Here is a 25,401-nt window from a genome sequence, read left to right as displayed (position 1 = left end):
ATCCAACTGAACTGATCTGAATGAAAGGTCACATAACAAACTTGTATGGCCAAGGAGCCAATGATGAAAATAACAGCTGCGGAACTGCTCATCGACACGATTCATGAGTGGGGGGTCGACCTCATTTTTGGAATGCCCGGAGATGGGATTAATGGCATCATGGATGCCTTACGCACTAAGCAAGAGAAAGTTCGTTTTATTCAAGTACGACATGAAGAAGCTGCTGCCTTCATGGCTTGTGCGTACGCGAAATACACAGGGAAACTGGGCGTATGTCTTGCCACCTCTGGTCCTGGCGGCATTCACCTTTTGAACGGCCTTTACGATGCAAAACTCGATGGACAACCGGTTTTAGCAATTACAGGCCTCCCCTATCATGACTTGATCGGGACGAAAACGCAACAAGATGTCGAACTCGACAAATTATTCATGGATGTGGCCGTGTATAACACACGCGTCATGGGTGTTGCTCATGTACAAAACGTTGCAGATTTAGCATGCCGAACTGCATTAGGATACCGAGGCGTCGTGCATCTCACAGTCCCGGTCGATATTCAGGGGATGGAGGTCTCCAAGCCAGATACCCAACGCAATGTACTTCATCACACGTCCAATGTGTTTGCCATCGAGGCAGGTCTCCCGACGAATACGGATTTAGAGTCCGCCGCTGGCATTCTAAATGTAGGAGAAAAAGTCGCGATACTCGCCGGGCGAGGGGCGTTAGGGGCAACGGACGAATTAGAGCAGGTTGCCGAACGACTGGGCGCTCCAATCGTTAAAGCTCTGCTTGGAAAGGCTTCCGTTCCAGATGATAGTCCTTATACCACAGGATCAATTGGACTTCTTGGCACAAAACCGTCTCAAGAAGTTCTCGAACAATGTGACACGTTGCTCATTGTCGGATCTTCATTTCCTTATATTGAATTTTTACCTCGCCCAGGGCAAGCGCGTGGCATTCAAATCGAATTGGATCCGATGCGAATCGGGTTACGATATCCCGTGGAAGTTGGTTTGGTGGGCGACAGTCGAAAAATCCTCAATGCGTTGTTGCCCCTCTTACATCAGAAAGAAGAGCAAAGCTTTCTAGAACACGCTCAGGACGGAATGAAAGTCTGGTGGAATTTAATGGAGAAGCGTGGCAAAAATCCGACGACACCGATGAAGCCGCAAGTGGTCGCATGGGAATTGGGGCAACGTCTCTCTAATACCGCGATTGTTTCATCGGATTCCGGAACGATTGCGACGTGGTGGGCTCGTCAAATTCCATCCCGAACAGGACAGATGCATTCTGTGTCAGGAAATTTAGCATCAATGGCCAATGGTCTTCCCTATGCCATAGCCGCACAACTGGCTTTTCCCGATCGACAGTGCATTGCCTTCGTGGGTGACGGTGGGTTCTCGATGCTTATGGCTGAATTCGCCACGTGTGTCAAATATCAACTTCCCATCAAGGTCATCATCATTAAGAACAATACGTTAGGAATGATCAAATGGGAACAAATGGTGTTCCTTGGGAATCCTGAATATGGTTGTGAGCTGCAACCTATCGATTTTGCCGCCTTCGCGAATGCATGCGGTGGTATGGGGTTTACGATCGAGAACCCCCAAGAATGTGGCGGGATTCTCGATACGGCACTTCAAGCCCCAGGCCCGGTGATCGTAGAAGCAATTGTCGATCCATTCGAGCCGCCCATGCCTTCAAAAGTGACTGTTGAGCAAGCTGCTAAATTTGCTCAATCACTCGCGCGGGGCGAGCCCAATCGTGAAAAAATTGCTTTAACCGTCTTGTCCGATAAAGTTCGTGAGCTCATTTGAGCATTGAAGACATATGATCCTTAGATTCAAATGTTACCACGCAGGGCAGACATCAGAGACACCGGATCTCCTCAAGCTCATTCGAGAAAAGAGTCTAATTTAATCCGTCCACACATTGTGACGGATGTATTCCAAACATCCGTCCTGTCACATGTCTACTAGGGTAATTCACAGGTCACGCCACCATCTTTCTCCTGATAATCTAAGTTGATAAAAGAACGAGAGAATATTTTCTTTTATTTATATCATGGTAATAGTCAACATCATGAGTGAAATGTTGAGTCTGTGCTTCGATATCCGATAGGGGTTGTAATATCTCTGATACACAACTTAGGAGATAAGACTATACATTTGAGAAACATCAATTCAGGAGGTTCTATATGATACCTACAGCACACGATTCAATCTCCACAGGCCTCGATCAGTACAATGAATTTCAGTGGCAAGGAGATCATCACCAAAGCTGTCATCGCTGTGGCGGATTGTTGGCAAAGGAATTCTGTTGCGATCTGCAGGACGAAACAGAGGAAAATTGGTTTTGGGCATTACGATGTCTACAGTGTGGCGAAGTCTTTGATCCTGTCATCGTTCACAATCGGCATACAGAAAACCCTTCTGAGTTCAAGGCCCGATCTCGACGAAAACCTCCAGTCAGAACATCCAATCTATAGAAATGGTGGTTAACCGAAGCATTCATTCCCAATCATAGAATCGTTGTCGTTAAGATATTGGCCATGTCACAAGAAGCTACAAGCCCGATCAACACCAAACCTGTCATGGTCAATGCCAAACTGGTCAAAACTTGGGCCTGGTGGGCCTTAATCTGGCTCACAATTTTTCCCGTCGTCGGGGTCCTAGTTTCTATTAAATTTCACAATCCAGAATTTTTAGATCATTCCCCTTGGTTGACGTTTGGCCGGTTGCGTCCTGTTCATGTCAACGGAGTAATCTTCGGTGCTTTTTCAACAGCGTTCATCTCCCTACTTTATTATTATGTCCCTCAACTCTGTGGAACGCGCTTATATAAAGAATCCTGGGGATTTTGGCTGTTATGGCTTTGGAACGGGTTTCTCATCTCAGGTAGCCTGTCGTTACTGTTAGGGTATAACCTGGGACTTGAAGCTGGGGAGTTCGAGTGGCCATTTAATGTTCTTCGCTTTACAGTCTTCTTATGCATCACAATTCAAGTCCTCGGTACGATCTATCGACGCACTGAGCCCAGGTTTTATGTCTCACTCTGGTACACGTCTGCCGCACTTGTCTGGACGTTGCTTAACCTGTTTCTTGGAAATGTTGTTCTCCCCTACGGTAATATCGCCGGGGTAAACAGCGCCGCAATGCATGGGCTGTACATTCATTACATTGTAGGACTCTGGTTAACGCCTGCTGGCTTGGCGATCATCTACTATTTCTTACCGCTCAGTGTCCGAGAAGCATTGTTTAGCCATAAACTTTCGCTCCTAGGATTCTGGTCCCTCGCATTCTTTTATCCTTTTGTCGGAACTCATCACTATTTATTCAGCCCTATTCCCTATTGGACGCAAACAATTTCTATCGTCACCAGCATGATGCTGATCATCCCAGTCTGGGCCGTGACCGTGAATTTCTTTGGGACGATTAAGAGCCATTGGGGACAGGTCCTTGGTGGGAAGGGAGCTGAAAATTATGCCGCCAAATTTCTCATGCTAGGCGCTGTATATTACCTCCTTGGATGTTTCCAAGGTTCGGTCGAAGCGCTCCGCCGCATTCAAGAACTCACCCATTTCAACGATTTTGTGATTGCGCATTCCCATTTAACCGTATTTGGATCGATGGTGACGTGGGCAGTCGGTGGTCTGTACTACATCTGGCCTCGTGTAACCGGTCGACAACTCTGGAGCAATCGGTTGGCCAGTTGGCATCTGTGGTTGACGATCGTGGGATTCACGGTCATGGCAGTTGGATTAACAGCCCAGGGATTCATTCAAGGTTCAATGCTCGAATATGGAGCCAATTTTGTCGATTCGGTGAATACCATGAAGCCTTGGTGGGTCGCTCGCACGCTTGGTGGCGTGGCCATGGATGTGGCCTTGGTGCTCATGGTCATAAATTTTTATCAAACCGCACGCCAAGGCATTCTGATTGAATCAAAGACCGACAGCGACCATTACGTCACGGAACAACCGGTTCGACCGTTACAAAAGTCGAACTGGTTAGAGTCGCCTTCTAGCGTGGTAGTCACAGCGGGTATTGGTTTCTTTGGCCTGGCCGTCATCACTCAAGGAGTCATCCCGCTACTCATGACTGAAACTCAGGCGACGACCGTGCACGATGCTGTGACGGATATGCGCGTCGAAGTCGCTGATTATACTCCTCAAGAACGTCGCGGCCGTCGTGTTTATATTCGAGAAGGATGCTGGTACTGCCATTCACAATATATTCGACCTGTCACCGGAGAAGCCTTTCGATGGGGACCGGTTTCTCAAGTAGGAGAATATGCGCACGACCGACCACATTTATTCAGCACGCGTCGAATCGGTCCTGACTTGACTCGGATTGGACGAAAATACGGTAACACCTGGCATATTGCCCATCATTGGAATCCTCGTTCGGTTGTTCCCAACTCGATCATGCCCAGATTTCCCTGGCTTTTTCAGACAACCGAAAATGGACAACCCCCTGAACTCAACAAAGACGGCAAAGCTCTCATCGCATATCTTCAACGACTTGGCACGGCTATTGGAGATTGGCGAGAGGGGTTTGTGTCCACAAGGCTATCACGCGGTACAACTTTCAACGGTATTCGTCAAGGTCAGCCATCTCTTCTCACGTTAGGCAAACAAGTATATGAAAATCGTTGCGTGGGTTGTCATGGATCAAAAGGCGATGGGAAAGGACCTGCGGCGCAATTTCTCGCGCCAAAACCACGTGATTTCACCAAAGGAATTTTTAAGTTTCGTTCCACTCCAGGACGAGATTCCCTTCCAACTGATTCAGATCTTTTCGTCACGATTACCCATGGATTATGGGGCACAGCCATGCCACCATGGTATTCCTTATTGGAACGAAAACGTCTAGCCGTGATTCAATACATCAAGACGTTCTCGGATCGATGGGAACAAGAGAGGGTGAAAGAACCTATCATCATACCATCAGAGCCTCCAGTCACGAAGGCCTCCCTTCAGGCTGGACAAACTTTGTTTCAACAACACTGCCTCCTTTGTCATGGAAAAGAGGGTCGGGGAGATGGTCCCTTGGCGCAGAAGGTCAATGATATTTGGGGCTTCCCTATTGTGCCAGCGAATTTTTCACTTCCTGCGGGAAGCCCCGGTGGAGTTAAGTTAGGACACGATAGCCTTCATCTTTACAAAACGATCATGACCGGTGTTGGAGGAGACCCAATGCCGGTTTTTGAGGAAGAGTTGAGTCCAACCGAAGTCTGGAACATCGTACATTTTATTCAATCTCTTCGAGTAAAAGCCTATGAGATCAAACTCCGTCAGGCTGGTGTTAACAAAAACAACGTAGAGGAGGCAAGACGAGCCATATGGTCGAGGCTCTCAACGAATGCAAACAGGACCGGCGGTTTATTAGATAAAAAAGTTAAAAACAGTCCTACAATGTGATCAACACAGCCTTCAAATGCTGGTTTTGATTCGATTACGGTTTTATATAAAAGGTAGACGTTGGAACCAAGAATCAGCGTTGTAGCACTCTCTTCTAGGGAGGAACACGAAGTTAACATGAGCAAACAAGACACAGATGTAAGAACACAGGAATATCATTATGAAACAGCTGGCATCCGTGAACGCACCGGGCATGTTCCATTATGGCTCATCATTGTAACCATTAGTTTAATGACGTGGGGAGTGTACTACCTCGTTTTCTACTGGTATCCTCCTTAAAAAACATTTGGACACTTTAAGCATTCGAATTGCTGAGACATTAACACTTACTTTTCAACGAGCTGAGGCACACATGTACATGAATAAGGGTTAACATTGCTACTACGGTACTCATATATGGCTGTGAGCTTCGCGATGATCGTTTTTTCAGGAGGGGCTTCCGCCCAGGATCTTATGATTCTCGACTGACCACCAATCGACCGGGTATCGGTGATACAGCGTATCTTGTTCCACCGGGTTACGTTCAACTAGAAGGTGGCGTCACCGTCCAACACGATAGGACACGCGTTCTTCAACAACAAATCCGACCGTATCGGCACCGAATACGCTAATCAGAATGGGACTGCTGGATGCTTTGGAATTACGCTTTTGGAGAGGAGAATACGTGTATCAGAAGACGAGCTCAGGCGGCGCTCTCTCTGAATCTTACTCTTCCGTATTGAAGCAAGGGGCTACATTCCTGACGAGTCCACGCCTGATATTAATTAAGATCGCTGCGAACCATGCACTTTCCAAACGAGTGAGTTGGGAAGGGAATGTCGGCGCGGCGTGGGAAGACGAATTACATAATATCACGGGCTCTATACAACTGCCCTGGGCTTGTCAATCACCGACAAGTTCACACCCTTTGCTGAAGTCTTCGGAAACATGAATGGCCTTCAACTCACGGATTTGATGCTGGCTTTACGTATCTTGTCCTACCTACCCTCCAGCTAGATCTATCCAATGGACCAGGCATTACAAGTGCAGCCGCTGATTGGTTTATAGCAGCAGGGGCCTCGTACCGTTTTCCATCATTATGATAATCCTCGTGAAAGAAATTTCTCTTCTCTAAATCGCCGATAGGTACGGTCATGATTCATCCTCTTATTGCTTCACAATAGATAACTCCCAGTTCTGATCTATACGCATCTCTATAACAGAACGTGAAGAGAGCATTCATCTTATGACTACACCGACTTTTTTAAACTGACCGTCTCTTAATTCTTTTCCCAGAGAAATTGTCGTATCCCGGCAAGCCAATCAACTAAGGAAATGTGAACCAGACAATGACTAGGGTTTTCGACAGTCGTGCTTTCACTCATCGCGGGATAGAATCAAATCCTAGAAAATATTGAATGCCAGTAACCCAGCAACTTCCAAAAAAGTGAAGGTGAAGGCTATGCAACCGTTACTCTTGGCGACGATCATTGTGATCACGAGTTCACTAAATATAGATGAGGCTAATGTCCGTGTGATATCAACAACGCAAATCGCGGAAAATCTTTTTATTCATGGAAAAGATGATATCCCTGAGGGGAAACAAGATCCCCAGAGAGGAGAATTTCCACCGGGCGTCCCGTCAACACCATCTGCCCCCGACACATTGAGAACCCCCGACGCCATAACGGATTCGCCGCCTGTCATTTCGCCGCCTATCGTGGATAAGGAAATGACGATTCCTCCCCCTATCACAGATCCTGAATGTCGGTGAAGCCTGAGAATCTTCCGGATAATCCAGGCAAAGAACCTCCGATATTTCCGCGTTAATGCGTAAACCAAACGAGTTGTTCGGCAGAAGAATGCTGTCAAGGCCAAAATGCGTCCTCGCCATTTCTTGGCGACGACATTATAGCTTTTGGGATTATATCGGTAGGACGGTAAATCTTCACAGACGTGATCAACATCAACTTTGAGACCGGAACAGCTCAGTATTTTCTTAACAAACTGTAATCCTAGATTACCTATTTAACTAGCATAGACCACCGATAATCCATGAACTAGGGTTTCTCATAGTCCACAAGTTCCCTTTTCTTCGTTATACATAACCATAACTACGTAATAGTAATCGAACTGGGTTGGAGGTGTGTATGCGTGACAGTATTTGCGTTTCTCGAGATTCGCTAGTCAGTCCAATAGTACAGTTTTGGATAGGAGTGCTTCTACTAGGTGCACTTCTTTTGGTGAGTCACGGAAATACCTTAAACGCAGCGAAGGCGCGCGAGATCTCGGATCAAGAAATCACGCGGGCCGTGGAAAGTGCTCTGCTCCTTGACGAGAACGTTCCTTCTCATCTCATTGATGTGCGTACAGAACATGGAATTGTCACACTCAGTGGTATGATGCCGCATTTTCGATCGAAAGGTCGGGCAGTAAACGTTGTCGAAACCGTGAGAGGTGTCCAAAGTGTGATCAACGGGCTCACGGTAACTGTTTCCAAAAGAACAGATGAAGAAATTCGTGACAAAGTGCAGAAGGCACTGAAGGAAGATCCAGCGACTGACTCCTATCAGATCAAGGTCGACGTCGACCATGGAGCTGTCACCCTAACAGGAAGCGTGCCGTCTTGGGCAGCTTGGGAGCTTAGCGAATGGGTAGCCTCAGGAGTGTATGGAGTACGAGAAATCAATAATCGTCTCGTCATCGATGTCGAGGAAACACGCTCTGATGAGGCGATCGTAGACGAAATCCAGACACGTCTAGAATCCGATGTCTGGGTCAATGAAGACTCGTTCCTTGTATCGGTGAAGGATGGAGTGGTGACACTCGATGGGGTGGTCGGCAGTGTGGCCGAGAAACGGCAAGTGACCAGTAATGCACACGTAGCAGGTGTAAAAAAAGTTGACGGCCAGCTCTTATTCGTAAAAGCTTGGGCGAAAGGAAAAATGAAACGGCGAGGACAACCAGGGTATAAAGACGACACGGAGATAAAAGACACGTTGATTCTAGCGTATGCTTACGATCCACGAGTGTCAGTCTTTAATCCAACTATCGATGTTCGTCACGGGATCGTAACTCTGACTGGAGTCGTTGACAATCTCCATGCCAAACGAGCTGCAGAAAAAGTCGCTCGGTACACACGTGGAGTCCTCTGGGTCAAGAATTTATTAAAAGTCAGACCCAAGGATCTTATCGAAGATAACGCACTCAAACGAAAGGTCGAGATGGCTTTGCATGATGACATTTTTCTGAATCGATTCCAGGTGAACGTAGATGTTCATAACGGGACCGTCTTGTTACGAGGCTCCGTCGAATCACAGTTTCAAAAAAATCACGCAGAGGATGTGGTCTCGGGAGTCAAAGGCGTCGTGGATATCAAGAACAAGCTGACGGTTGACGAGACGTGGACGTGGAGACCTGATGCCGTCACCAAGCGCGAGATCGAAAGTGAGTTGTGGTGGAGCCCGTTCGTAGATAGTGATGATATTGCGGTTACTGTCAAAGCCGGTGTCGCAACACTTTCTGGTACTGTTGATAGTTATTTGGAATATGAAACGGCGATCGAGAACGCTCGGGAAGGAGGAGCCAGGCGTGTGAAAAGCTTACTCACCATACGAAAATACTGAGGCTTTAAACGTCTGCCTGATTGACCATTGTGAAACTTCGTCGCATCTATAAACGTACATAGAGTCCAATAATTTATTCCTTAGAAAAAAGGAGAGCATGATGAATAATCAAACCAACATGTACAAGAGTATTCTCATAACTAGTGTAGTCGTCTTTTGTCTTTTTGGTCTTATTTCGACGGGCTTCAGCGAGAAAGTACATGATCAAGAAATCATAAAAAAGTCAGGAGAACAAAGAGCAGCAGCCAATGCACTTCCTCCTAACCACCATATCATCTATGGCACAGTGGAAGGGGTGAATGCGAACACAATCAAAGTAAATGCGGGTGCAATAGGGGAAATATCGCCTCGTTACCTTGAATTAGAAAAAATTGGAGAAAAAGCTAAGTCATTAAAACAAGGTGATCGCCTCCAGATTACGGTAAATAATAAGAACAAGGTGATAGACTATCACCTTGAAAATGGGAACCACTAACCTAGAGTGTGGAGGCCTGCCATAGCGAAGAAATGTGTACATTCATTATGTTGATGGGATACTGGACCAAGGATGAAATTTTTTCGGAAGATTATCGAAAACTCAGAGGATCCTTTGATGAGCGAAGGTCATAGCAGGTACACGGGCACACAGTGAGCGACATGAGCAAGATTTTGCACAATACATCTATAAATCTGAGAGTTATTGCACCCTTTTAAGACAGAGGGCTGGGGGAACTTAGTACAGTGTGGCTGATCAAGCAGGGAGGGATCAGCCATGAAGCGACGGAAGTGGGATGCCAAAATGAAAGCCGTGATAGTGTTGCAAGGACTCAAAGGGAAGTCCGTCGCCGCCTTGTGTACGGAATATCAGATCAGTCAAGCCCAGTATAACCAATGGCGGGACCAATTTCTGACGCATGTCAGTCAAGCCTTTGAAGTCCACCAGCAGAGCCAACGAGAGGCAAGGTTGCAGCAAGAGAATGCTCGCCTCCAACAGGTGGTGGGTAAACTCACTCTGGAGCTCAAAAAAAGCGACGCGGGGTGGGTATGACGCGGCGGCACCCGTCGCCTGCGGTCAGAGCGCGCAATGCCACGTTGTGCAAGCGGATCGAAGCCCTGAAAGCGGCGCATCCCTTTTGGGGCTATCTCGCCGGGTCTGGGCCCATCTGCGTTTCACTGAGAGCTTGGTGGTGAACCGGAAACGGATCCTGCGGCTCATGCGATAGTTATACTGGCTGGTTCCCGCGAATCCTCGACTACGGGCGAGCCAGACGCCCACACGGAGTAAGCCGAAACCGCATCGGCCGAATCAGTGGTGGGGGATGGATATGACCAAGGTCTTGGTCTAGGCCGAGGGGTGGCTGTACATCGTCCTCGTGCTGGCTTGGTACACGAAAAAGATTGTGGGGTGGCAAGCCGGGAGGCGGTCCACGGTTCAGGACTGGCTCCACGCAATCGACCAAGGACTCCAGCAACAGTTTCCCAATGGGGGAAAGGAGCAGGGGCTGTATCTCATGAGCGACAATGGCTGTCAATCGATGGGGACGCTCTTTATGAAGACCTGTACGACGTTGGGTAGCACGCAGGTGTGTCCCAGTTATCACAAATCCCAAAGGGAACGCCGATACGGAGCGTCTCATGCGGACCCTAAAAGAAGAACTCATCTGGTTACGAGAGTGGTCGAGTCATCAAGAATTACGAGAGGCGTTAGCCCAGTGGGTCAAGCACGATAACGACCACTATCATCATTCAGCGTTGAGCTATAAATCGCCAGCGCAGTTCGAACAAGAATATCAAGCCAGCTACCTGACTCAGTTCGTCGCCGCTTGATAAATGGGGAGCAGTACACCATTCAGCTTCCGCCACCAGTTCGCTGACCAGTGGTACGACTTGCACAACCCTGAACAGACGGAGACGCCAATGACCGTGCGTTTTCAAACCCGGCGCGAGGACTTCCCTCCTAATGTTGAAGACTTAAAGATCGAGCAGGTGGTGCTGTATTTTGCCTGCGTCGAAGGACAGACTTTCGAGATGAAGGTGGACAAACTACAATTCATCTCGCAGGATCCCAATGGGTCCGGCATCGGCATCGGCAGCGGGGCAACCTCCATCGATGGCGTCATCAGCACACGCCGGGGCAACGCGCCCAAATGGGCGCCGCTCATCGGAAAAAATCCGGTCGGCGAGTGGGAGCTGACATTACCCAACGCAGAGGACGTGAAAAACCGGTTTAAGAATGAAGAACTCGACGACATCTTGTTTGTGATCACGTACGGTGGCCAAACGCCGCCTCGGCCAGTGTAACAAGGACCGTGTTCGAGTGGTCAGGAAATGTCAGTAATCAACTGCGCTGGCCGATTGTCACAGGAAATGGAAAAGGTGTTTTTCGTCAACAATGACAAGGTATTTCGCCGATTGATGAAGAATCTTCCGGGGAGCAAAAACAGGGGAGGGATGGTTGCAAAGCCGCTGTACTATTAAAATGTCAGCTAAACGACTCGTTGATACGTGAGCTACATTAAGAAATAAGGAGAATTGTTTGTTTCGATAAAAGGTAAAAGTTATAGCCGATTCAGTTATACCGAAACGATACAGCGCCATCGTGTACACGTTGCCACCCAATACGTGAGAGAACATGCCAAGCATTGTCAGTTATAGCCGATTCCATGAACTTCCGTACTCTTGACACGTTGGATATCGCGTTGAAAGTCCTTACTTGGACACCTGTAATGGAGATATGCGTAGCCAGAACGATCACAACAACGATTTCCCATCAAGTGCAACCGGGTCGCTCAACGACCGTGTCCAAGCATACTGATGCGTATGTAGATTCGCTATAATCCATGTGGGTATAACCTTCCGGTGTTTCGCATTGGATACCGCGTTGAGAGTCTTCATGGTTCAACTGGACTTGAACACCTATCATACCGAGATCAGCTTGATGATTCGGTGAGGATGTCACATGTCTGTGAGAACCACGAGGCCTTCCAACTATCGTGTTCAAGCTTACTGATGTGTACTTGGATTCGCTATAATAAAATCATCGTGGTCTATATAGACCAATGGGTTTGTACCTCGTTGCAAAAGTTTGATATTCGTTAGGCAATTGAAATTCACAAGTGATTGATTTTACCCAGTATCGTCTGCCATTTTAAGGCGAAGGTCGAGCATTCGAGCCGCTCGCGGCTCACCAGTTTTTTGTGAGAGAAGCGATTTTTCTTGTTTCTCTGCATTATCGCCTTGTAAGCACTTGAATCAGGATTGAGTGAAAGAAATATTTTTCTTTTTGGTGTTTAAATTGGAGTCTGACCCTATATTATTTCCCATGTTTAAAGCCATTTATATCGATCAAGCAGAACATGAATACTCCGTTGCTTTGACCGAGTTGGACAACAGTACACTGCCGGAAGATGAAGTCGAGGTTGCCGTTGAATACTCGACTCTGAATTACAAAGACGCGTTAGCGATTACCGGTAAAGGACCTGTGGTGCGAAGCTTTTCCATGGTACCGGGAATAGACCTCGCCGGTCGCCTAACTGACAGTAAAGACGTTCGTTTTGCTGTTGGAGATCGTGTTCTTCTAACCGGCTGGGGGATGGGTGAACTACATTGGGGAGGCCTTGCGCAATGTGCGCGGGGCCATGCTGACTGGTTTCTCCCACTGCCAAAACCATTTTCCACCTTTGAAGCTGAATGGGACATTACCCAGCAGAAAGACATGATTACGAAAATCGGGCTCTCTGAAGTTATCGAGCAGGCTTATGCACTCTTAGCGGGAAGAGTTCGAGGCCGTATTGTGGTTGATATCAATGCCTGAGTCTGCTGCTCTTGATGTAAGAGCAGTTATTGAAATATATATTCGAAAGCGTCTACCCAACATCTACGTCCAGAAATAGCCCTGTGTTGTTCGTGCTGTTGGACATCCTGCCACAAGGTCCTGGACATTCAAGGTATTATAACGATCGAAGACTGCGCGCGTTTTATGTCCTGTCATTTTAATGATGATCGTTTCTGTGACGCCGGGTCAGATGAGGGTGCCGAGTGCTGTTCGGCAAAAGTCATACAGGAGTACTCCCCGATGTTGACGTTTGAGAATATAGGGTCCTTTTGGTTTTTCCCATTGTCCCAATCCTAATCCTAACACTAGCCAGCTGCCAAATTATGCAAATGCTTTTTAAATGATGGCCCTCTAGAATGAAAGCTGGAAGCGTTCCAGGGGTATTGCAATGGTTTTCGGTTTCACGAGAGCCTGAATCAACAGTTCCGCGAGGAAGCGGAAGGGAAAGCCCCACCGCTTCCTGCAGATCCAACGCATGTTGTGGGGCGAGCACATTGTTAGGGATTATTTTACACCCCAATGGCACATGATTAGGAATTCGCCATACACAGGTCATCGTTTAGGAGAGGCTTCTCCTTTATGGTACCGAGAGTGAAGCAGAGAAGGATTTTCCTAGAATCGGCTACGGCGTTTCTGGTCGAACCCGCCCCCACCAAAATCTCCCCCACCACTACGTGGAGCTTGGGGTTTCGCTTCGTTCACGGTCAGCGTTCGGCCTCCTAGTTCAGTAGAGTTCAGTGCCGCAATGGCCGCCTCAGCCTCTTTCTTTGTGGCCATTTCCACAAAACCAAAGCCTCTGGATTGACCAGTAAACTTGTCTGTGATCACGTTCACCGATTCCACCGTCCCGTGCGCTGAGAATAGATCAGTAAGCTCTGATCCAGTCGAAGAGTAGGGCAAACCCACCAACATAAAGTTTTGAACTCATGGAGTTCCTCCATTTGAAAAGTGATATTGTCTTGGGTTTAGATACGGCGAAGCGACTGGAATGAGCAAGACGTGAATTCTGAAACAACTGAGGTCAGGCTTTCGAGTAGATTCCCCGGCAACACAACATCGGGTAAAGGTCTTGCTTGTTTAATGCTTCCTCCTTACACCTCCAAGGCTTGTGAGATGAAGTAGCGTCTGACTCTAGCACGGCATGTATTCCAAAGATAGTTAGACTTCTTTGAGCAGGAGACAGTCAACACTGTTGGAGACAAGAGTTCAAATTGAGTTCGAACCTATAGAAAGCTTCTTGTGGCTATATCTGTGGAATAATACAGAACGAACTGATGAGGTGGCTTATCCTCTGTTTGAGCAATGTGTTTGCACAGTCTTCGAAATAGATGATTGTCTTTTGCACTGAAACATAACCTTTTGACCCGACAGGCTTGTGGCACATTGACACCATCTAGGTTGAGGTATAGAGTGATTGTATGACGTAAGACTCTACGTTGACATTCCTATCCCTCGCGCATTCTTACCATTATCCCCTGCGCGTCTGATTCTCCTGTCCGCGCCACTCTACGCCTAACCTCTTCTTAACAATCGCTGTCGGTTTTTGTTGTCGATTGTAACGCTGTTCATCAGATCAGGTTTCTGAAGAGGTCACTCTGGGCCGTCTTGGTTAAAGAATAGAGGTGAACTCATGTATCCCTTCGAGATGCTTTTGGGATTGATGTTCCTATTTTGGGCTGCAGCTATATTTGCGACCTTTAGAGAGAAGCCTCCAAGCCTCAAGTCGGAGGTTTTCAATTAGCCTTCATTGAGTAGGAGCGTTGCAGACCGATAGCCGTTGATCCACGAACCTGCTCGACCGTTTTCGTGGGGACATTGGCAGAAGTCGGTCGCAACTATTTGATGAGGTCGGTTGATGTGCTGCAATGAAAGAGCTCGATAGTGGGCGTGTGTAGAACGTCAATTACCGGGGGTTAACAAGAATTTCGAAAGGACGCACTATCGTGATTCCCACGACGTGTGGTTATTCATGTATCCTAAAAAAAGGAGTCATATCATGAAACGTATTCTTTTTAGCAATTGTACGATCCTCGTTGCATCCTGTATGTTTTTTCTATTGATGCTGCCAGTGGTGTCTTCAGCCGGCGATCCGGAGGATACGATGAAAGATTTTTATGAAGCACAAGAACAGGGCCTTGCGCAAATCGCAGATGGTAGTGTTGCCGACACCCTGAAGGCCTGTATCGCCAGAATTCCGTCGGGCGCCAGTGATGGACAGCGCATGTTAGCAGAGCAAAACTGTCAACATGTTAACGTCAAACGGAATGGAGTTCAATTGAGCTTCTAATCGAATATCTACCAGAATTTCCCTCTTGGCAAATACCGCACCGAGGGGGAGATTCTCTGGGCCAACGCCCAGAGAATGGCGTTGGCCGTATTCCTGAATGTGCGAGACCTTCAGCTTGGAAGAAAACACATGAGATCTTCTGTCGTTGTGAATGTTCTTGTCGGTATGGTTGGCATGATGGTCGTGGGTTGCGGAGTTTTTGAAGCGAGCCCTCCAGAAGAAACACGACATGAGTATTCCAAGTTTGTAGAAGACAAGATGGGCCGGCTTCGAGGCACTCATGCACAACTTGTCGTGCAAGTTGAACAGAGAGAATTGGAGTATGAATGTCAGGAAATCTTAGAGGCTGCCCTTGATGACTTAACAAAAAAAAGTGAATCCGTTCAACAGCGAATTGATGCCTTACGGGTGGCGACAGGGCAAGACTGGTTCATGCTTCAATATGGCATGAATGCAGCGTTGGAAGAATTGTCAGAATCGTATGCTCGAGCATTTGCATTGAATGCGGTGTAAGCATGCCTTCTAATGCGGCTTCAGTCAAAGGACTAGGACGCAGTTGTTTGACTCCAGGGACAAGGTTTGTGTTTGTCAGAGTGCGGTGGGTGACGTGGATGAGTCTATGGAAATATTTGTATTGAGAATACGAAAGCATTCGTCACAAGAAGGAATAGGCTAGCTAAATCTGAATTGAAAGCGTGGAGTAGTTTCTACTTATTAGTCTGCTAAGCATAAGAACGTTGTCTTCGAGTAATCCGTATTCTCGACCACTGCCTGCAGATTGTGTTCAAGAAAGAAAACTGATGAAACGGCCTAAGGGCTTTGTCCGACACTATGAGAAAATCAATGCTTGGATCAAGCTGATCACCTTCTATGAATTTGCGATGGGGCTGAAGACAACTCTGCGCCATCTCCTCCACTATAGACCGATCACCCTTCAGTATCCTCACGAAAAACGGGTACTCCCTGAAAATTATCGGGGTATGCTGGCCTTACTACGATATGACGATGGGACCGACAAGTGCGTGGGCTGTGATCTGTGTGAAGCGGTTTGCCCAAGTCGGGTGATCTCAGTGATCAGCGCGGAAGTGCCGGGTGAGCCAACCAAGCGCTACGCAAAAGCCTATTCAATGGATATGACGCGATGCTTATTCTGTGGATTGTGTGTCCAGGCCTGCCCGGTTGATGCCCTGGGAATGACGCGAGAATATGAGTGGGCGGTGTACACAAAGCGAGACTTGTTCCTTAACAAGGAACAACTCCTCGCTATCGGAGATCGATCGTTTCCAAAAAGAGAAAAACGGATCGAATTCCAGCATGCGAATCTGGCGTTCTTTAACGTCGCCTTTCCCGGCCAACCACTCAAGGACATCGAACGTCCTGTGTGATGGACTATTGAGGGGAGCGGTTGAAGACTGTGCCGGGCGTCGGCTAGAGAATACAGGAATCATTCCAATCTTGATTGGACAGAAAAGGCCGTTCGCCGTCATGCGTACGCAAGAGGATGCGTAAGCCACTATCTGTTTTGAGTGGCACGATTGGATTGCCACTATTTTTCACTAGGTCTAGCAGGCACGTTGTAGCAACACTATCACTCACAGAAAGAATAGGGAAGAAAATGAATGTGCTCCATGTTGCGACCCTCAATCGTCCCATCAGGCAGGACTTGGGTTACGCTCCTATCGAATCGGTCGTGTATAACATTGACAAAGGATTGCATTCATTGGGCCACCGTTCGATTGTTGCCTGTTCCGGTGATTCCCATGTTGTTGGAGAACAGTTCACGACTATTGAAAGAAGTTTCAGTGAGTACTGCACCAACCACACACACGTGAAGCAAGGGCATATGCACAGACACCTTGTCATGTCACTTCAACGAGCACAACAGGGTGATATTGATGTCATTCATATGCATGATGCCGACATGGCTGAGTATATGTTTAATGGAGTTTGTCAAAGTCCTGTCCCTCTTGTGATGACGCTCCACGTGCCTGCGGAAGATCATGTGGGATTCACGCGTTGGAATGAAACCCTTGTTGCTTCTTCGAGTGCATATTTTGTCCCAATTAGCGAATACCAAAGAATGCAACATCAGAGACTAGTCAATGCACAGAAGGTGATTCATCATGGTATTGATGTAGAAGACTATCCGTTCAAAGGCCATCCCAGCAAACAAGACTATTTGTTCTCCATTGGAAGAATTACTCCAGTGAAAGGACAGGATACCGCCATTGAAATTGCGAAAAAGACCGGATCCAGACTCATCCTTGCCGGCAATGTCCAGAACAAAACTGAAGACCGTGAATTTTTCGAAAAATTACACCAGTCAATCGATCTGATGACGAATGCGGGCCGATCCTTTTTGGGTAGTGATTATTATGAAACAGTCATGAAACCTATTCTGGATTCAGATAAGCAGATCATCTATATCGGAGAAGTGAATAGCGATCAGAAAAAACTGTGGTATCGGCACGCACGTGCGACACTCTTTCCCATTCAATGGGGCGAACCGTTCGGGCTCGTGTTGATTGAATCCATGGCCTGCGGGACACCGATCATAGCCTTTCGTAAAGGATCGGTGCCAGAAATTGTCATTCATGGAAAAACAGGGTTCATCGTGGATTCCATCGATCGCATGGCTGAAGCCGTGAACGCCATTCACCTTATTGAACCCAGTGATTGTCGAAGGCACGTTGAAGATAATTTCTCAATCCACAGTATGACCACCAAATATGCCGAGCTGTATCAACGGATTATAAATGAAAGGACGGTATGCCTAGAGACATCCCCGTCAGTAACGGGTCTTTCCTTTTAAATTTTGATTCGGATTATCGGATCCGTGACGTGTACTTCCCGTTTATCGGGCAGGAGAACCATTCATGCGGACACCCGTTTCTCTTTGGAGTATGGGTGGATGGGCAGTATTCGTGGATGGGGCCGGAATGGAACAAAGATTTACGCTATCAAAACGCAAGTCTGGTCACAGAGGTCTTTCTCAAACATGACGTTTTGGGCTTGGAGCTTCGATGCGCCGATGTGGTGGATTTTGAACTCAACATCTACATCAAAAAAATCGAAGTACGCAATCTTCACAATACAGCCCGTCACGTCCGACTTTTTTTCAGTCATGACTTTAATTTGTATGGAAATGACATTGGCGGCACGGCGTATTTTGATCCTCGAAGCTGTTCAATTATCCATTATAAAATGCACCGGTATTTTCTGATTAGTAGTTGGGCGCATGAGCACTGGGGTGTTCAACATTTTGCGTGCGGCAGGAAAGATGCGTCAGGAAGTTTGGAGACAGTTCAAGGCATAGAGCACGGAGAATTGAGCGGAGAGGCTTCTGCCTGGGGGTCTCCTCATTCTACCATTGGTATTTGGCTTGAATTGCCTGCCAAGGAAACTTCAACGGCGTATTATTGGATAGCGGCGGGCATGACCTATCCTGAAGTCGCGAAGCTCAACTTGGAAGTCCACAACACCACACCTGAAACACTCATCAAACGTTCGTTGAAGTACTGGAAAACATGGGTACATAAAGATTCGCTCCAGCTTCAAGGCCTGCCCAAATCCGTCACCGAGGTGTTTCACCGAAGTCTGCTTATCTTAAGAACGCAGATCGACAACCATGGTGCCATCATTGCTGCCAATGATTCGGATATTATTCGTTTTGGAAAAGATACGTATTCCTATATGTGGGGACGAGATGGCGCATTTGTCGCCGCGGCGTTAGCCAAGGCCGGGTATTCGCATGTGTGTATGAAATATTTTGACTATTGCGCCCGAGTGTTATCCGACGAAGGCTATTTATTCCAGCATTATAATCCAGATGGCTCTCTGGCCAGTAATTGGCATTCGTGGTTAGTCGCTGGCCAAGAAGTCCTTCCTATTCAGGAAGATTCAACCGCCTTGACGCTTTGGGCGCTGTGGATCCACTACCAGAGTTTAAGGGAGGTCGAATTTATTCGGCCTCTCTACAGCACACTCATCAAAAAAGCCGCTGACTTTTTAGTCAGTTACCGGGACCCTCAAACCCTCTTGCCCTTGCCATCCTATGATCTTTGGGAAGAACGCTATGCCTTACATACGTATACGGTTTCGTCCGTCATCGCAGGCCTCAGAGCCGCGGCGAATTTTGCGGCACTTTTTCAAGATACCTCGCTAGCTGAGAAGTATGACTCTGTCGCTGATGAAATGACAGAGGGCATTAATCAACATCTGTACCATGAAGGGCTCAAGCGATTTTCCCGTTCTGGCTCCAGGAGAGAAAACGGATATCAACTTGATGAAGTCATTGATGTCAGCCTGTTAAGTTTGGCAACTTTTGGAATTTTGGATCCGAAAGATCCACGAATGATTGAAACAGCCAACGCTGTACGAGAGCAGCTCTGGCTGAAAACGTCTGTTGAAGGTTGCGCAAGATACCAGGGAGATGTCTATCAGCGTGCGGAGGATAGCCCAAAAGATATTCCTGGGAACCCATGGTTTATTTCAACACTGTGGCTGGCAGAATATTTTATCGATCAAGCCGAGAATCAGCAGCAGTTACAAGCGACGCTTCCATATCTTGAATGGTGCGGGAAAAATGCGCTCCCTTCTGGTGTGCTTGCCGAGCAGATACATCCTGTTAACGGTTCACCTCTTTGTGTTTCACCGCTCACCTGGAGTCATTCTGCTTTTGTTTGGACTGTTCTGCGATACGCCGAAAAGAACGAGATCCTTAAAAATACGAGCTAGCAACATAAGGGCATCATTTATCCTAAAGGTGAATCGTGTAGTTTGGGGGAAGAGGGGGAGAGCGGCTGTATCCACCTGCTTGGGGGGCAAGCCTATTCTGGATCCTTTTGCGCAAAAGCAATGGGCTGTTAGGGGGGGGATTGCTCAATTTCAAAAGCATGGCTCCGTAGTCTGGCCTATCTGTCTCAATCACGTGAACCTTTAGGGGTGAGCGTATTGCCTAAGGTTGGATGTCGTTAACAAATCCCCTAGTTCGGTGGACTGTGTATGTGTACACCGTTGATTGACTTCATTGCCCTCAACTCAACTATGGCTGTACATGTAGGCATTCATTCGGCCTTGAATACGAACAAAATTATCCGCTCGTCATCAGTTGATTTTTCATTCGAGTCTGACATCTGCAGGTGTTTCTCATTCTACACGTGCGTGGCTCAGCACTTCATTGCACTGTCAGTCCACACAAACATGAGTGTCTTTCCTATAGAAACCCCCCTAGCAATGTAGGATGTTCTATTCTATAAGCATTTTTATGTCAATTCACACTGCTTTGTCTGCATTCAACTCCTAGAGCCACTCCTCCCTACTTTTTCATAGAGTCAGACTCTTATTTCGTTCGGCAAGCCTTTCGTCATTGTCCTAACGCCATTATTTTACCGCTAGCCTCTTTTCAGGAAATCGCCGGCATTTTCTTAGGTTTGTTCTTGGTTGACCGAAGAAGGAGGTATGCGGCTAAGGACATGGATTGCGAGAAGGTTAGTGCGAGAGCAGCGCACGGTTGTCGGGCGTTTTAAGGACGTCGGTGTCCTTACCGTTCTGTCTCTTTGTGGGGTGTTTTGCTTGAGTGGTCTGCTTGAAACGAATTATGGGTTTGCGATGATGTTGGAAAGAGAGTTGGTAGAAGACTTACCCATTCAACGTGCATCTCAACGGTCTCAGATTCTGCAGCCCGGTCTCGGTGAAACGGTTCATCAAGGGGTTCCATGGACGTTGTTTGATATATATCTTGATGAGGATCGTCCGTTTGTGAAGGGAGCGCTCTCTGAGGATTTGGAGGACAGTATCGACTTCGTGCGGCATGTGCCAGCAGGGACTTTGCTCCTTGAGACGTATTGCGACCGAAGGGGGTCACGAGCGTATAGTCTCGCACTTGGGCATCGTCGGGCCATACAACTACAGGAGTTTTTACAGAATTTACAGATTCCTCACGCACACATTCAGACTTCGAGTTACGGAAACGAAAATCCCCAGTGCCGAGAGACGTCAAGACGTTGTTGGGAGGAAAACGTTCGAATGCAATCGACGTTTCGGTACATCGCCATTAAGGAGTCTAAGCTTGGCTGCTTGGGACGATTGCGCATGCAGGGACGTGCGTTGTCAGCTCCTAGTCACATGAGCCATCGATTTCTTCAAAAAATTCATTTGGCACCTAAGTAGAACCTCAGAAATCCCACCTTTCGACCTTTTTCATCACTCGTAGCGTCACAAATCCTCAGCTTTCCTGCGCGATTCAGTTATGAGGTGAATTGCTTACAAGAGATCCAGCACGACTTGAAGGTGAATGCCGTGATCTTGCAGGTTTTGTCCTGGATCCGATACATGGTTGAGTTGTTGTCCCCAATAGATATTGGCTTGAACATGTTGCAGTAATGGGTGAGATTGCTGACGGAAAGAGAAGCGTAGGCCCGCTCCAATGCTGGCTAAGGTATGAGGTGAGGCGGTATTGCCTTTGGCGTCCCACGATCGACCAACATCAATGAATGGCGCAAATTGTACGGTTTCCAGGCCGAATGTTGCTGGCAGGACGGGAATTCGAGATTCGATCGTGAACAAAAATGCATTGTCGCGAACGACTTGATTCTCACGATACCCCCGCACGGTGAAGCGACCGCCTAAGGCATATTGTTCCAACGGGAACAGTCGGTCATTGGCGAGTTGCAGATCCATTCTTCCGATTACTTGAATGCGATAGGGATCAAACCGATGAGCGCCTTGCACTTGCCCAAGCCACGTAAAGAAATGTCCGTCTGGCACGAATACGGAAGAATTAATGGTCGCTCCCAGAACATCGAGGCCCAGACTAAATCGTGAGCGAGCTGAGAGCACTTGGTTCGGTCGGCGATCGACCCATTCCTGCGCAAAGCGCAACACCGAATACACCGCTTTGCCCTGTGCCGTCGTGCCAGGCGTGAAGGAAAATGGAATGCCGAGGAGAAAGTTCTTGTTTTCAAGGCGTTCGCCTATCAATGTCACCGCAAATTCTTGTGTGGGCGTTCGATAGAGAGGTTGTCGCAGTGATAAGGTGAAAATTTTAGTTTCACTCTGAATATCTAAAGGCTTAAATGGCGATTCCACCACGGAAAAGTCATTTTTCCGAAACTGGAAAATCAGGGTCGTGTCCCACGGGGTAAAAGGCAGGGCATAGCTTGCGTCTACGAGAGGGTCGACGCCTTCCGACATTCCCCATGTCACGCTTGCTGAATCACCAAGACCTAATGGATTCAAATGCGCCAATGTAAAGAGACCGCGTTCCGCGCCGACAGTGGGAGATTGGTAGTTATTAAATTCAGCCCATGCCCTCCAAGGGTTCGTTTCCTGGACTCTAACCTTGAGTACTCCTAACCCCGGTCCTAACCCTGGCTGTAACTCTGAATTGATGCGAGCGATACGTTGATCTTGTAAAAAGAGTTGGAGCCGGTCTCGCAAGGCATTCACGTTGACGGGCGGCCCGGCACGTAAATTGAGGCGGCTCGTAAAATAGAATGGCTGAAACCAATTGGTTCCCTCGACGTCGATGTCGGAGAGTTGGCCTTCGACAACCTGAAACGTAATGATGCCATTCAGCACCTGTTGATCGGGTAGGACGGCTCCGGACGTAATATATCCCTTTTGCACATATTGCAAGGTAATGGCGCGTCGAAGTTCTTCCAGCCGTTCTGTTGTGAGTTCTTGATCTAAGTATGGCTTGACGACATCAGCCAGTTCTTCTGGAGTCAACACGGTTGTGCCGACAATTTGGACTTCTTTCACGAAAACTTTGAGTGGGGGAGCGTCTTCTGCCTCATCGGGAAGTGGTGTGAGCGGGGGAAGAATATGTGGAACGTCAGAGCGAGGAGAGGAGGGAACTTCTTGTTGCGTGATCGGAGGTGGAGTGCCAAAAAGTCCTGTAGGGTCATTCACCGGAGGCAGTGAATTCTGCGCCGACTCCAGGCCTGTAGCACTGGAGGGGAACCCCCAGCATAAGGCCGAAACAGCGCAGGCAATCATCACCAGATGGGTGAATGGGTATGGTCTACGAGTTTCGGTCATGTGAGATAGGTAATGACCTTTCCCTGACACGTCTTAATTTTGGTGCAATAACATGTTCAGAACATATTTGACGTACGTTTTTTGTTGATATTATTTCTGCCGTGAGTAAGGGACTTTCCGAGTCTCTTACTCATGGCAGCCATACCATATCAGAATAGAACAAACTTTAAAAATGTCGTGGTACGGAGTTGGAGCGAAGGCGTTTGCACTATGGGAGTGGCATGCCGGTAGTTCCAGCATGCCACTCATTGAATAGGCCGATGGTGTAGAGGGTAGAAGTGTTGGCTAGGGGTTTTACGTGAACAACTTCATTCATCAAGATGTCAGCGTTTTTTGCTTTCATCCGCATGAAACATGTAGCTCAATTCACCCATTATGGCCGAAGGGGCTGATGGCTAATAGGTCCAGCTTAAGATCACCGTGAAGACATTCTTGGTGTAATCAAAGACGGCAATATTGGAATCATTGCGAATGCGTTGATATTGCCCAGTGAGAGCGAAGTTGTTTGGCAAGTCTTGCACTAATTGGACAAGGTGATTGTGCTGTGTGTCGTCACGCTGCACGGTGCTCGTTGCCGTTTGAGGGAAGATGGTATTTGCCCCGGCATTATAGTCTCGCCAGTGCATATCAAAACTATAGCGGAGTCGGAGTCCATCGACTGGGAGGGAAACTTGCCCTCCTGTTAAGAACCGATGGCCTTGATAGGTGAAATTCGATCCATCTGTATTTTCATTGTCATATTGATAACCGATTCTCAGTAAATGGGCGTCCTCCGAAAAACGGAACACATGAGTAAAGCCCAGCATCGTATTAAACCCATCACGAACATCTGAATCAACATCGATGCCTACGAAACGTGGATCGTTGTTTGACGGTTCGTTGAAAAATTCCTTCACTTGATGCCGAACAATTGCTGTGGTGATGTTTCCGACTTGTCCCACGATTGGAAGCGTGATGACTGGTTCCACGAGCGTGGCTGAAAATGTCGGACTATGCCGGCTTAAAAATGGAACAGAATCCAGCCAGAGATAATCAAACGAATATTCCACAGCCAATTGGTAGGGAAGGTCAAAAACATTTCCGCGATAAAATCCTCCAATGCCAATTAAGTGGTCTTGGGTGTCAAATCGTGAGAGATAATTGTTGACGTTGAGTGTTTGAAAAAATGAATAGTTGATCGTGGATTCAAATGGGCCATGCCGAAGCCAGGCATAGTTGAACAAAGCCGATGCTAAGACACCAGGAGATGGGGCTTTTCTGTCTCGTAAGGCTTGGACCGTCGCATCGGAATTGCGATTAGGGTTGATGGCCACGTTATCATCGTAATATCCACCGATACTGAGTTGCGCCGTCAATCGTTTGCGTTCTTGTGTGGTTCGCCGGCCCGCCGCGAGTGTATCCCGAAGTTGAATGGCGCCTTGCGTTAACGGGGAAACCGCATCGGCTTTGGCGGCTTCATCTAATTCAATAATGGCCTGTTCAGGAAGTCCAAGTACGCCACTTGCCAGCCCACTGTAAAACATCGTCAGTTGTTGAATGTTCGGATCCTTCGATGTTTCTGTATTAAACGCGGCTAAGGCTTCGTCATAATCTTTCTCTCGATAATGCAGAAACCCAACGCAATATCCCAAACTTTCCAAGCCTGGTTGTTCTTCGTAGGCATCGAACAGTAAGGGTTCAGCTTCATCATATTGATGCTGCGCAAAGTAGGCCATGCCCAGTTGATAGCGAATATACAGATCGTCCGGCTTGAGTTGTCGTGCCGCTTCTAATTTTTGCTGTGCGATCTCCGGTTGATTGAGCGCAAGATGGGTCAGCCCAAGGTAATAGAGCACTCTCGCATTCTGTGGGTCACGTTCATGGGCTTGGGTTAGCAGTTCAAGCGTTTTTTGATATTCTTTGGCATCATAGGCCATGGTGGCTTCGGCGAGTAACACCTCGGCGTCTCCTTTTTGCGCAAAGACGGGGCTCATGAAGAGCGCACAAAAACACGTCACAAGGAGACTTCCCCCTAAGGCCCGTAATCCAAGAATGAATACGTACCCATAATTACGTTGCATAACCTCAGTTCCTTCCATGGAATGTGGGACACAGTGAAACGCTTCGTCGGCTTTTACGTCAGCCTTCAGATTTTGTCAAGAGAGAACGGAGAATGAATGAGAGGAAAAGCGTTCTGTTAAATATGTATTTTTATTAAGATATGCAGGGCTTTACGTACAGATGTTCTGGTAT

General features: G+C 47.6%; 21 protein-coding genes and 1 pseudogene. 18 read left to right on the top strand and 4 right to left on the bottom strand.

Translation table 11 applies throughout. From position 1 onward, the window contains the following. Positions 1–63 precede the first annotated feature (63 nt). From ACWHX8_RS16280 to ACWHX8_RS16240, 9 genes and pseudogenes are all read left to right on the top strand, one after another. Positions 64–1,815, top strand: a complete 1,752-nt coding sequence (locus tag ACWHX8_RS16280) for a thiamine pyrophosphate-dependent enzyme (protein ID WP_447971926.1) — start codon at positions 64–66, stop codon at positions 1,813–1,815. 380 nt (positions 1,816–2,195) lie between these two features. Next, positions 2,196–2,486, top strand: a complete 291-nt coding sequence (locus ACWHX8_RS16275) for a hypothetical protein (RefSeq protein ID WP_447969189.1) — start codon at positions 2,196–2,198, stop codon at positions 2,484–2,486. 63 nt (positions 2,487–2,549) lie between these two features. After that, complete coding sequence (locus tag ACWHX8_RS16270) at positions 2,550–5,420, top strand: cbb3-type cytochrome c oxidase subunit I (protein ID WP_447969188.1); 2,871 nt, start codon at positions 2,550–2,552, stop codon at positions 5,418–5,420. Between the two features lie 117 nt (positions 5,421–5,537). Beyond that, complete coding sequence (locus tag ACWHX8_RS16265) at positions 5,538–5,699, top strand: hypothetical protein (RefSeq protein ID WP_447969187.1); 162 nt, start codon at positions 5,538–5,540, stop codon at positions 5,697–5,699. A 671-nt stretch (positions 5,700–6,370) separates the two neighbouring features. Further along, positions 6,371–6,502, top strand: a pseudogene (locus ACWHX8_RS16260) (transporter); the annotation flags it as partial. A 359-nt stretch (positions 6,503–6,861) separates the two neighbouring features. Then, a complete protein-coding gene (locus tag ACWHX8_RS16255) occupies positions 6,862–7,173 on the top strand; it encodes a hypothetical protein (RefSeq protein WP_447969186.1) in 312 nt (103 codons plus the stop codon). A 376-nt stretch (positions 7,174–7,549) separates the two neighbouring features. After that, positions 7,550–9,025: a BON domain-containing protein gene (locus tag ACWHX8_RS16250; RefSeq protein WP_447969185.1), complete on the top strand. Its 1,476-nt coding sequence runs from the start codon at positions 7,550–7,552 to the stop codon at positions 9,023–9,025. Between the two features lie 97 nt (positions 9,026–9,122). Then, positions 9,123–9,500 carry a hypothetical protein gene (locus ACWHX8_RS16245; protein WP_447969184.1) on the top strand — a complete coding sequence of 126 codons (378 nt, stop codon included), beginning with the start codon at positions 9,123–9,125 and terminating at the stop codon, positions 9,498–9,500. A 276-nt stretch (positions 9,501–9,776) separates the two neighbouring features. Next, positions 9,777–10,052: a transposase gene (locus ACWHX8_RS16240; protein WP_447969183.1), complete on the top strand. Its 276-nt coding sequence runs from the start codon at positions 9,777–9,779 to the stop codon at positions 10,050–10,052. Positions 10,053–10,257: 205 nt separating this feature from the next. On the opposite strand, the gene ACWHX8_RS16235 is transcribed toward ACWHX8_RS16240, so the two are convergent. Then, positions 10,258–10,641 carry a hypothetical protein gene (locus ACWHX8_RS16235; protein WP_447969182.1) on the bottom strand — a complete coding sequence of 128 codons (384 nt, stop codon included), beginning with the start codon at positions 10,639–10,641 and terminating at the stop codon, positions 10,258–10,260. Between ACWHX8_RS16235 and ACWHX8_RS16230 the strand changes: the two genes are divergently transcribed. From ACWHX8_RS16230 to ACWHX8_RS16220, 3 genes are all read left to right on the top strand, one after another. After that, the gene (locus ACWHX8_RS16230) at positions 10,640–10,831 is read left to right on the top strand and encodes a hypothetical protein (protein ID WP_447969181.1); all 192 of its coding nucleotides are present in this window, start codon (positions 10,640–10,642) and stop codon (positions 10,829–10,831) included. The genes ACWHX8_RS16235 and ACWHX8_RS16230 overlap by 2 nt on opposite strands. A 90-nt stretch (positions 10,832–10,921) precedes the next feature. After that, on the top strand, positions 10,922–11,305 hold the full coding sequence (locus tag ACWHX8_RS16225) for a hypothetical protein (RefSeq protein WP_447969180.1): 384 nt from the start codon (positions 10,922–10,924) through the stop codon (positions 11,303–11,305). 961 nt (positions 11,306–12,266) lie between these two features. Continuing rightward, on the top strand, positions 12,267–12,818 hold the full coding sequence (locus ACWHX8_RS16220) for an alcohol dehydrogenase catalytic domain-containing protein (RefSeq protein ID WP_447969179.1): 552 nt from the start codon (positions 12,267–12,269) through the stop codon (positions 12,816–12,818). A 633-nt stretch (positions 12,819–13,451) separates the two neighbouring features. Here ACWHX8_RS16220 and ACWHX8_RS16215 read toward each other — a convergent pair. Next, the gene (locus tag ACWHX8_RS16215; protein ID WP_447969178.1) at positions 13,452–13,751 is read right to left on the bottom strand and encodes an RNA recognition motif domain-containing protein; all 300 of its coding nucleotides are present in this window, start codon (positions 13,749–13,751) and stop codon (positions 13,452–13,454) included. A 1,084-nt stretch (positions 13,752–14,835) separates the two neighbouring features. On the opposite strand from ACWHX8_RS16215, the gene ACWHX8_RS16210 reads away from it, so the two are divergent. The 6 genes from ACWHX8_RS16210 (at position 14,836) to ACWHX8_RS16185 (ending at position 21,297) form a co-directional block, all read left to right on the top strand. Next, on the top strand, positions 14,836–15,126 hold the full coding sequence (locus ACWHX8_RS16210) for a hypothetical protein (RefSeq protein WP_447969177.1): 291 nt from the start codon (positions 14,836–14,838) through the stop codon (positions 15,124–15,126). 129 nt (positions 15,127–15,255) lie between these two features. After that, positions 15,256–15,639: a hypothetical protein gene (locus tag ACWHX8_RS16205; protein ID WP_447969176.1), complete on the top strand. Its 384-nt coding sequence runs from the start codon at positions 15,256–15,258 to the stop codon at positions 15,637–15,639. 287 nt (positions 15,640–15,926) lie between these two features. Then, positions 15,927–16,511 (top strand): NADH-quinone oxidoreductase subunit NuoI, encoded by a 585-nt coding sequence (gene nuoI / locus ACWHX8_RS16200; RefSeq protein ID WP_447969175.1) that lies wholly within the window; start codon positions 15,927–15,929, stop codon positions 16,509–16,511. A 230-nt stretch (positions 16,512–16,741) separates the two neighbouring features. Next, positions 16,742–17,938 carry a glycosyltransferase family 4 protein gene (locus tag ACWHX8_RS16195; protein WP_447969174.1) on the top strand — a complete coding sequence of 399 codons (1,197 nt, stop codon included), beginning with the start codon at positions 16,742–16,744 and terminating at the stop codon, positions 17,936–17,938. Next, entirely contained in the window at positions 17,896–19,863 is a 1,968-nt protein-coding gene (locus ACWHX8_RS16190; protein WP_447969173.1) for a glycoside hydrolase family 15 protein, read from the top strand. Before ACWHX8_RS16195 ends, ACWHX8_RS16190 begins: the two co-directional genes overlap by 43 nt. A gap of 723 nt (positions 19,864–20,586) precedes the next feature. Then, positions 20,587–21,297, top strand: coding sequence for an OmpA family protein (locus ACWHX8_RS16185; protein ID WP_447969172.1), 711 nt, complete (start codon positions 20,587–20,589; stop codon positions 21,295–21,297). 93 nt (positions 21,298–21,390) lie between these two features. On the opposite strand, the gene ACWHX8_RS16180 is transcribed toward ACWHX8_RS16185, so the two are convergent. Then, a complete protein-coding gene (locus ACWHX8_RS16180; RefSeq protein WP_447969171.1) occupies positions 21,391–23,169 on the bottom strand; it encodes a ShlB/FhaC/HecB family hemolysin secretion/activation protein in 1,779 nt (592 codons plus the stop codon). Between the two features lie 395 nt (positions 23,170–23,564). Further along, on the bottom strand, positions 23,565–25,229 hold the full coding sequence (locus ACWHX8_RS16175) for a tetratricopeptide repeat protein (RefSeq protein WP_447969170.1): 1,665 nt from the start codon (positions 25,227–25,229) through the stop codon (positions 23,565–23,567). Positions 25,230–25,401 lie beyond the last annotated feature (172 nt).

It is taken from the genome of Nitrospira sp. M1, assembly GCF_965152605.1.
This window is presented reverse-complemented; position numbering and strand designations above follow the sequence as displayed.

Excerpts from the sequence above, each read along its gene's own strand:
- ACWHX8_RS16280 (WP_447971926.1), top strand. The coding sequence starts at position 64 with ATGAAAATAACAGCTGCGGAACTGCTCATCGACACGATTCATGAGTGG.
- ACWHX8_RS16275 (WP_447969189.1), top strand. The coding sequence starts at position 2,196 with ATGATACCTACAGCACACGATTCAATCTCCACAGGCCTCGATCAGTAC.
- ACWHX8_RS16270 (WP_447969188.1), top strand. The coding sequence starts at position 2,550 with ATGTCACAAGAAGCTACAAGCCCGATCAACACCAAACCTGTCATGGTC.
- ACWHX8_RS16265 (WP_447969187.1), top strand. The coding sequence starts at position 5,538 with ATGAGCAAACAAGACACAGATGTAAGAACACAGGAATATCATTATGAA.
- ACWHX8_RS16255 (WP_447969186.1), top strand. The coding sequence starts at position 6,862 with ATGCAACCGTTACTCTTGGCGACGATCATTGTGATCACGAGTTCACTA.
- ACWHX8_RS16250 (WP_447969185.1), top strand. The coding sequence starts at position 7,550 with ATGCGTGACAGTATTTGCGTTTCTCGAGATTCGCTAGTCAGTCCAATA.
- ACWHX8_RS16245 (WP_447969184.1), top strand. The coding sequence starts at position 9,123 with ATGATGAATAATCAAACCAACATGTACAAGAGTATTCTCATAACTAGT.
- ACWHX8_RS16240 (WP_447969183.1), top strand. The coding sequence starts at position 9,777 with ATGAAGCGACGGAAGTGGGATGCCAAAATGAAAGCCGTGATAGTGTTG.
- ACWHX8_RS16230 (WP_447969181.1), top strand. The coding sequence starts at position 10,640 with ATGCGGACCCTAAAAGAAGAACTCATCTGGTTACGAGAGTGGTCGAGT.
- ACWHX8_RS16235 (WP_447969182.1), bottom strand. The coding sequence starts at position 10,641 with ATGAGACGCTCCGTATCGGCGTTCCCTTTGGGATTTGTGATAACTGGG.
- ACWHX8_RS16225 (WP_447969180.1), top strand. The coding sequence starts at position 10,922 with ATGACCGTGCGTTTTCAAACCCGGCGCGAGGACTTCCCTCCTAATGTT.
- ACWHX8_RS16215 (WP_447969178.1), bottom strand. The coding sequence starts at position 13,751 with ATGTTGGTGGGTTTGCCCTACTCTTCGACTGGATCAGAGCTTACTGAT.
- ACWHX8_RS16210 (WP_447969177.1), top strand. The coding sequence starts at position 14,836 with ATGAAACGTATTCTTTTTAGCAATTGTACGATCCTCGTTGCATCCTGT.
- ACWHX8_RS16205 (WP_447969176.1), top strand. The coding sequence starts at position 15,256 with ATGAGATCTTCTGTCGTTGTGAATGTTCTTGTCGGTATGGTTGGCATG.
- nuoI (WP_447969175.1), top strand. The coding sequence starts at position 15,927 with ATGAAACGGCCTAAGGGCTTTGTCCGACACTATGAGAAAATCAATGCT.
- ACWHX8_RS16195 (WP_447969174.1), top strand. The coding sequence starts at position 16,742 with ATGAATGTGCTCCATGTTGCGACCCTCAATCGTCCCATCAGGCAGGAC.
- ACWHX8_RS16190 (WP_447969173.1), top strand. The coding sequence starts at position 17,896 with ATGCCTAGAGACATCCCCGTCAGTAACGGGTCTTTCCTTTTAAATTTT.
- ACWHX8_RS16185 (WP_447969172.1), top strand. The coding sequence starts at position 20,587 with ATGCGGCTAAGGACATGGATTGCGAGAAGGTTAGTGCGAGAGCAGCGC.
- ACWHX8_RS16180 (WP_447969171.1), bottom strand. The coding sequence starts at position 23,169 with ATGACCGAAACTCGTAGACCATACCCATTCACCCATCTGGTGATGATT.
- ACWHX8_RS16175 (WP_447969170.1), bottom strand. The coding sequence starts at position 25,229 with ATGCAACGTAATTATGGGTACGTATTCATTCTTGGATTACGGGCCTTA.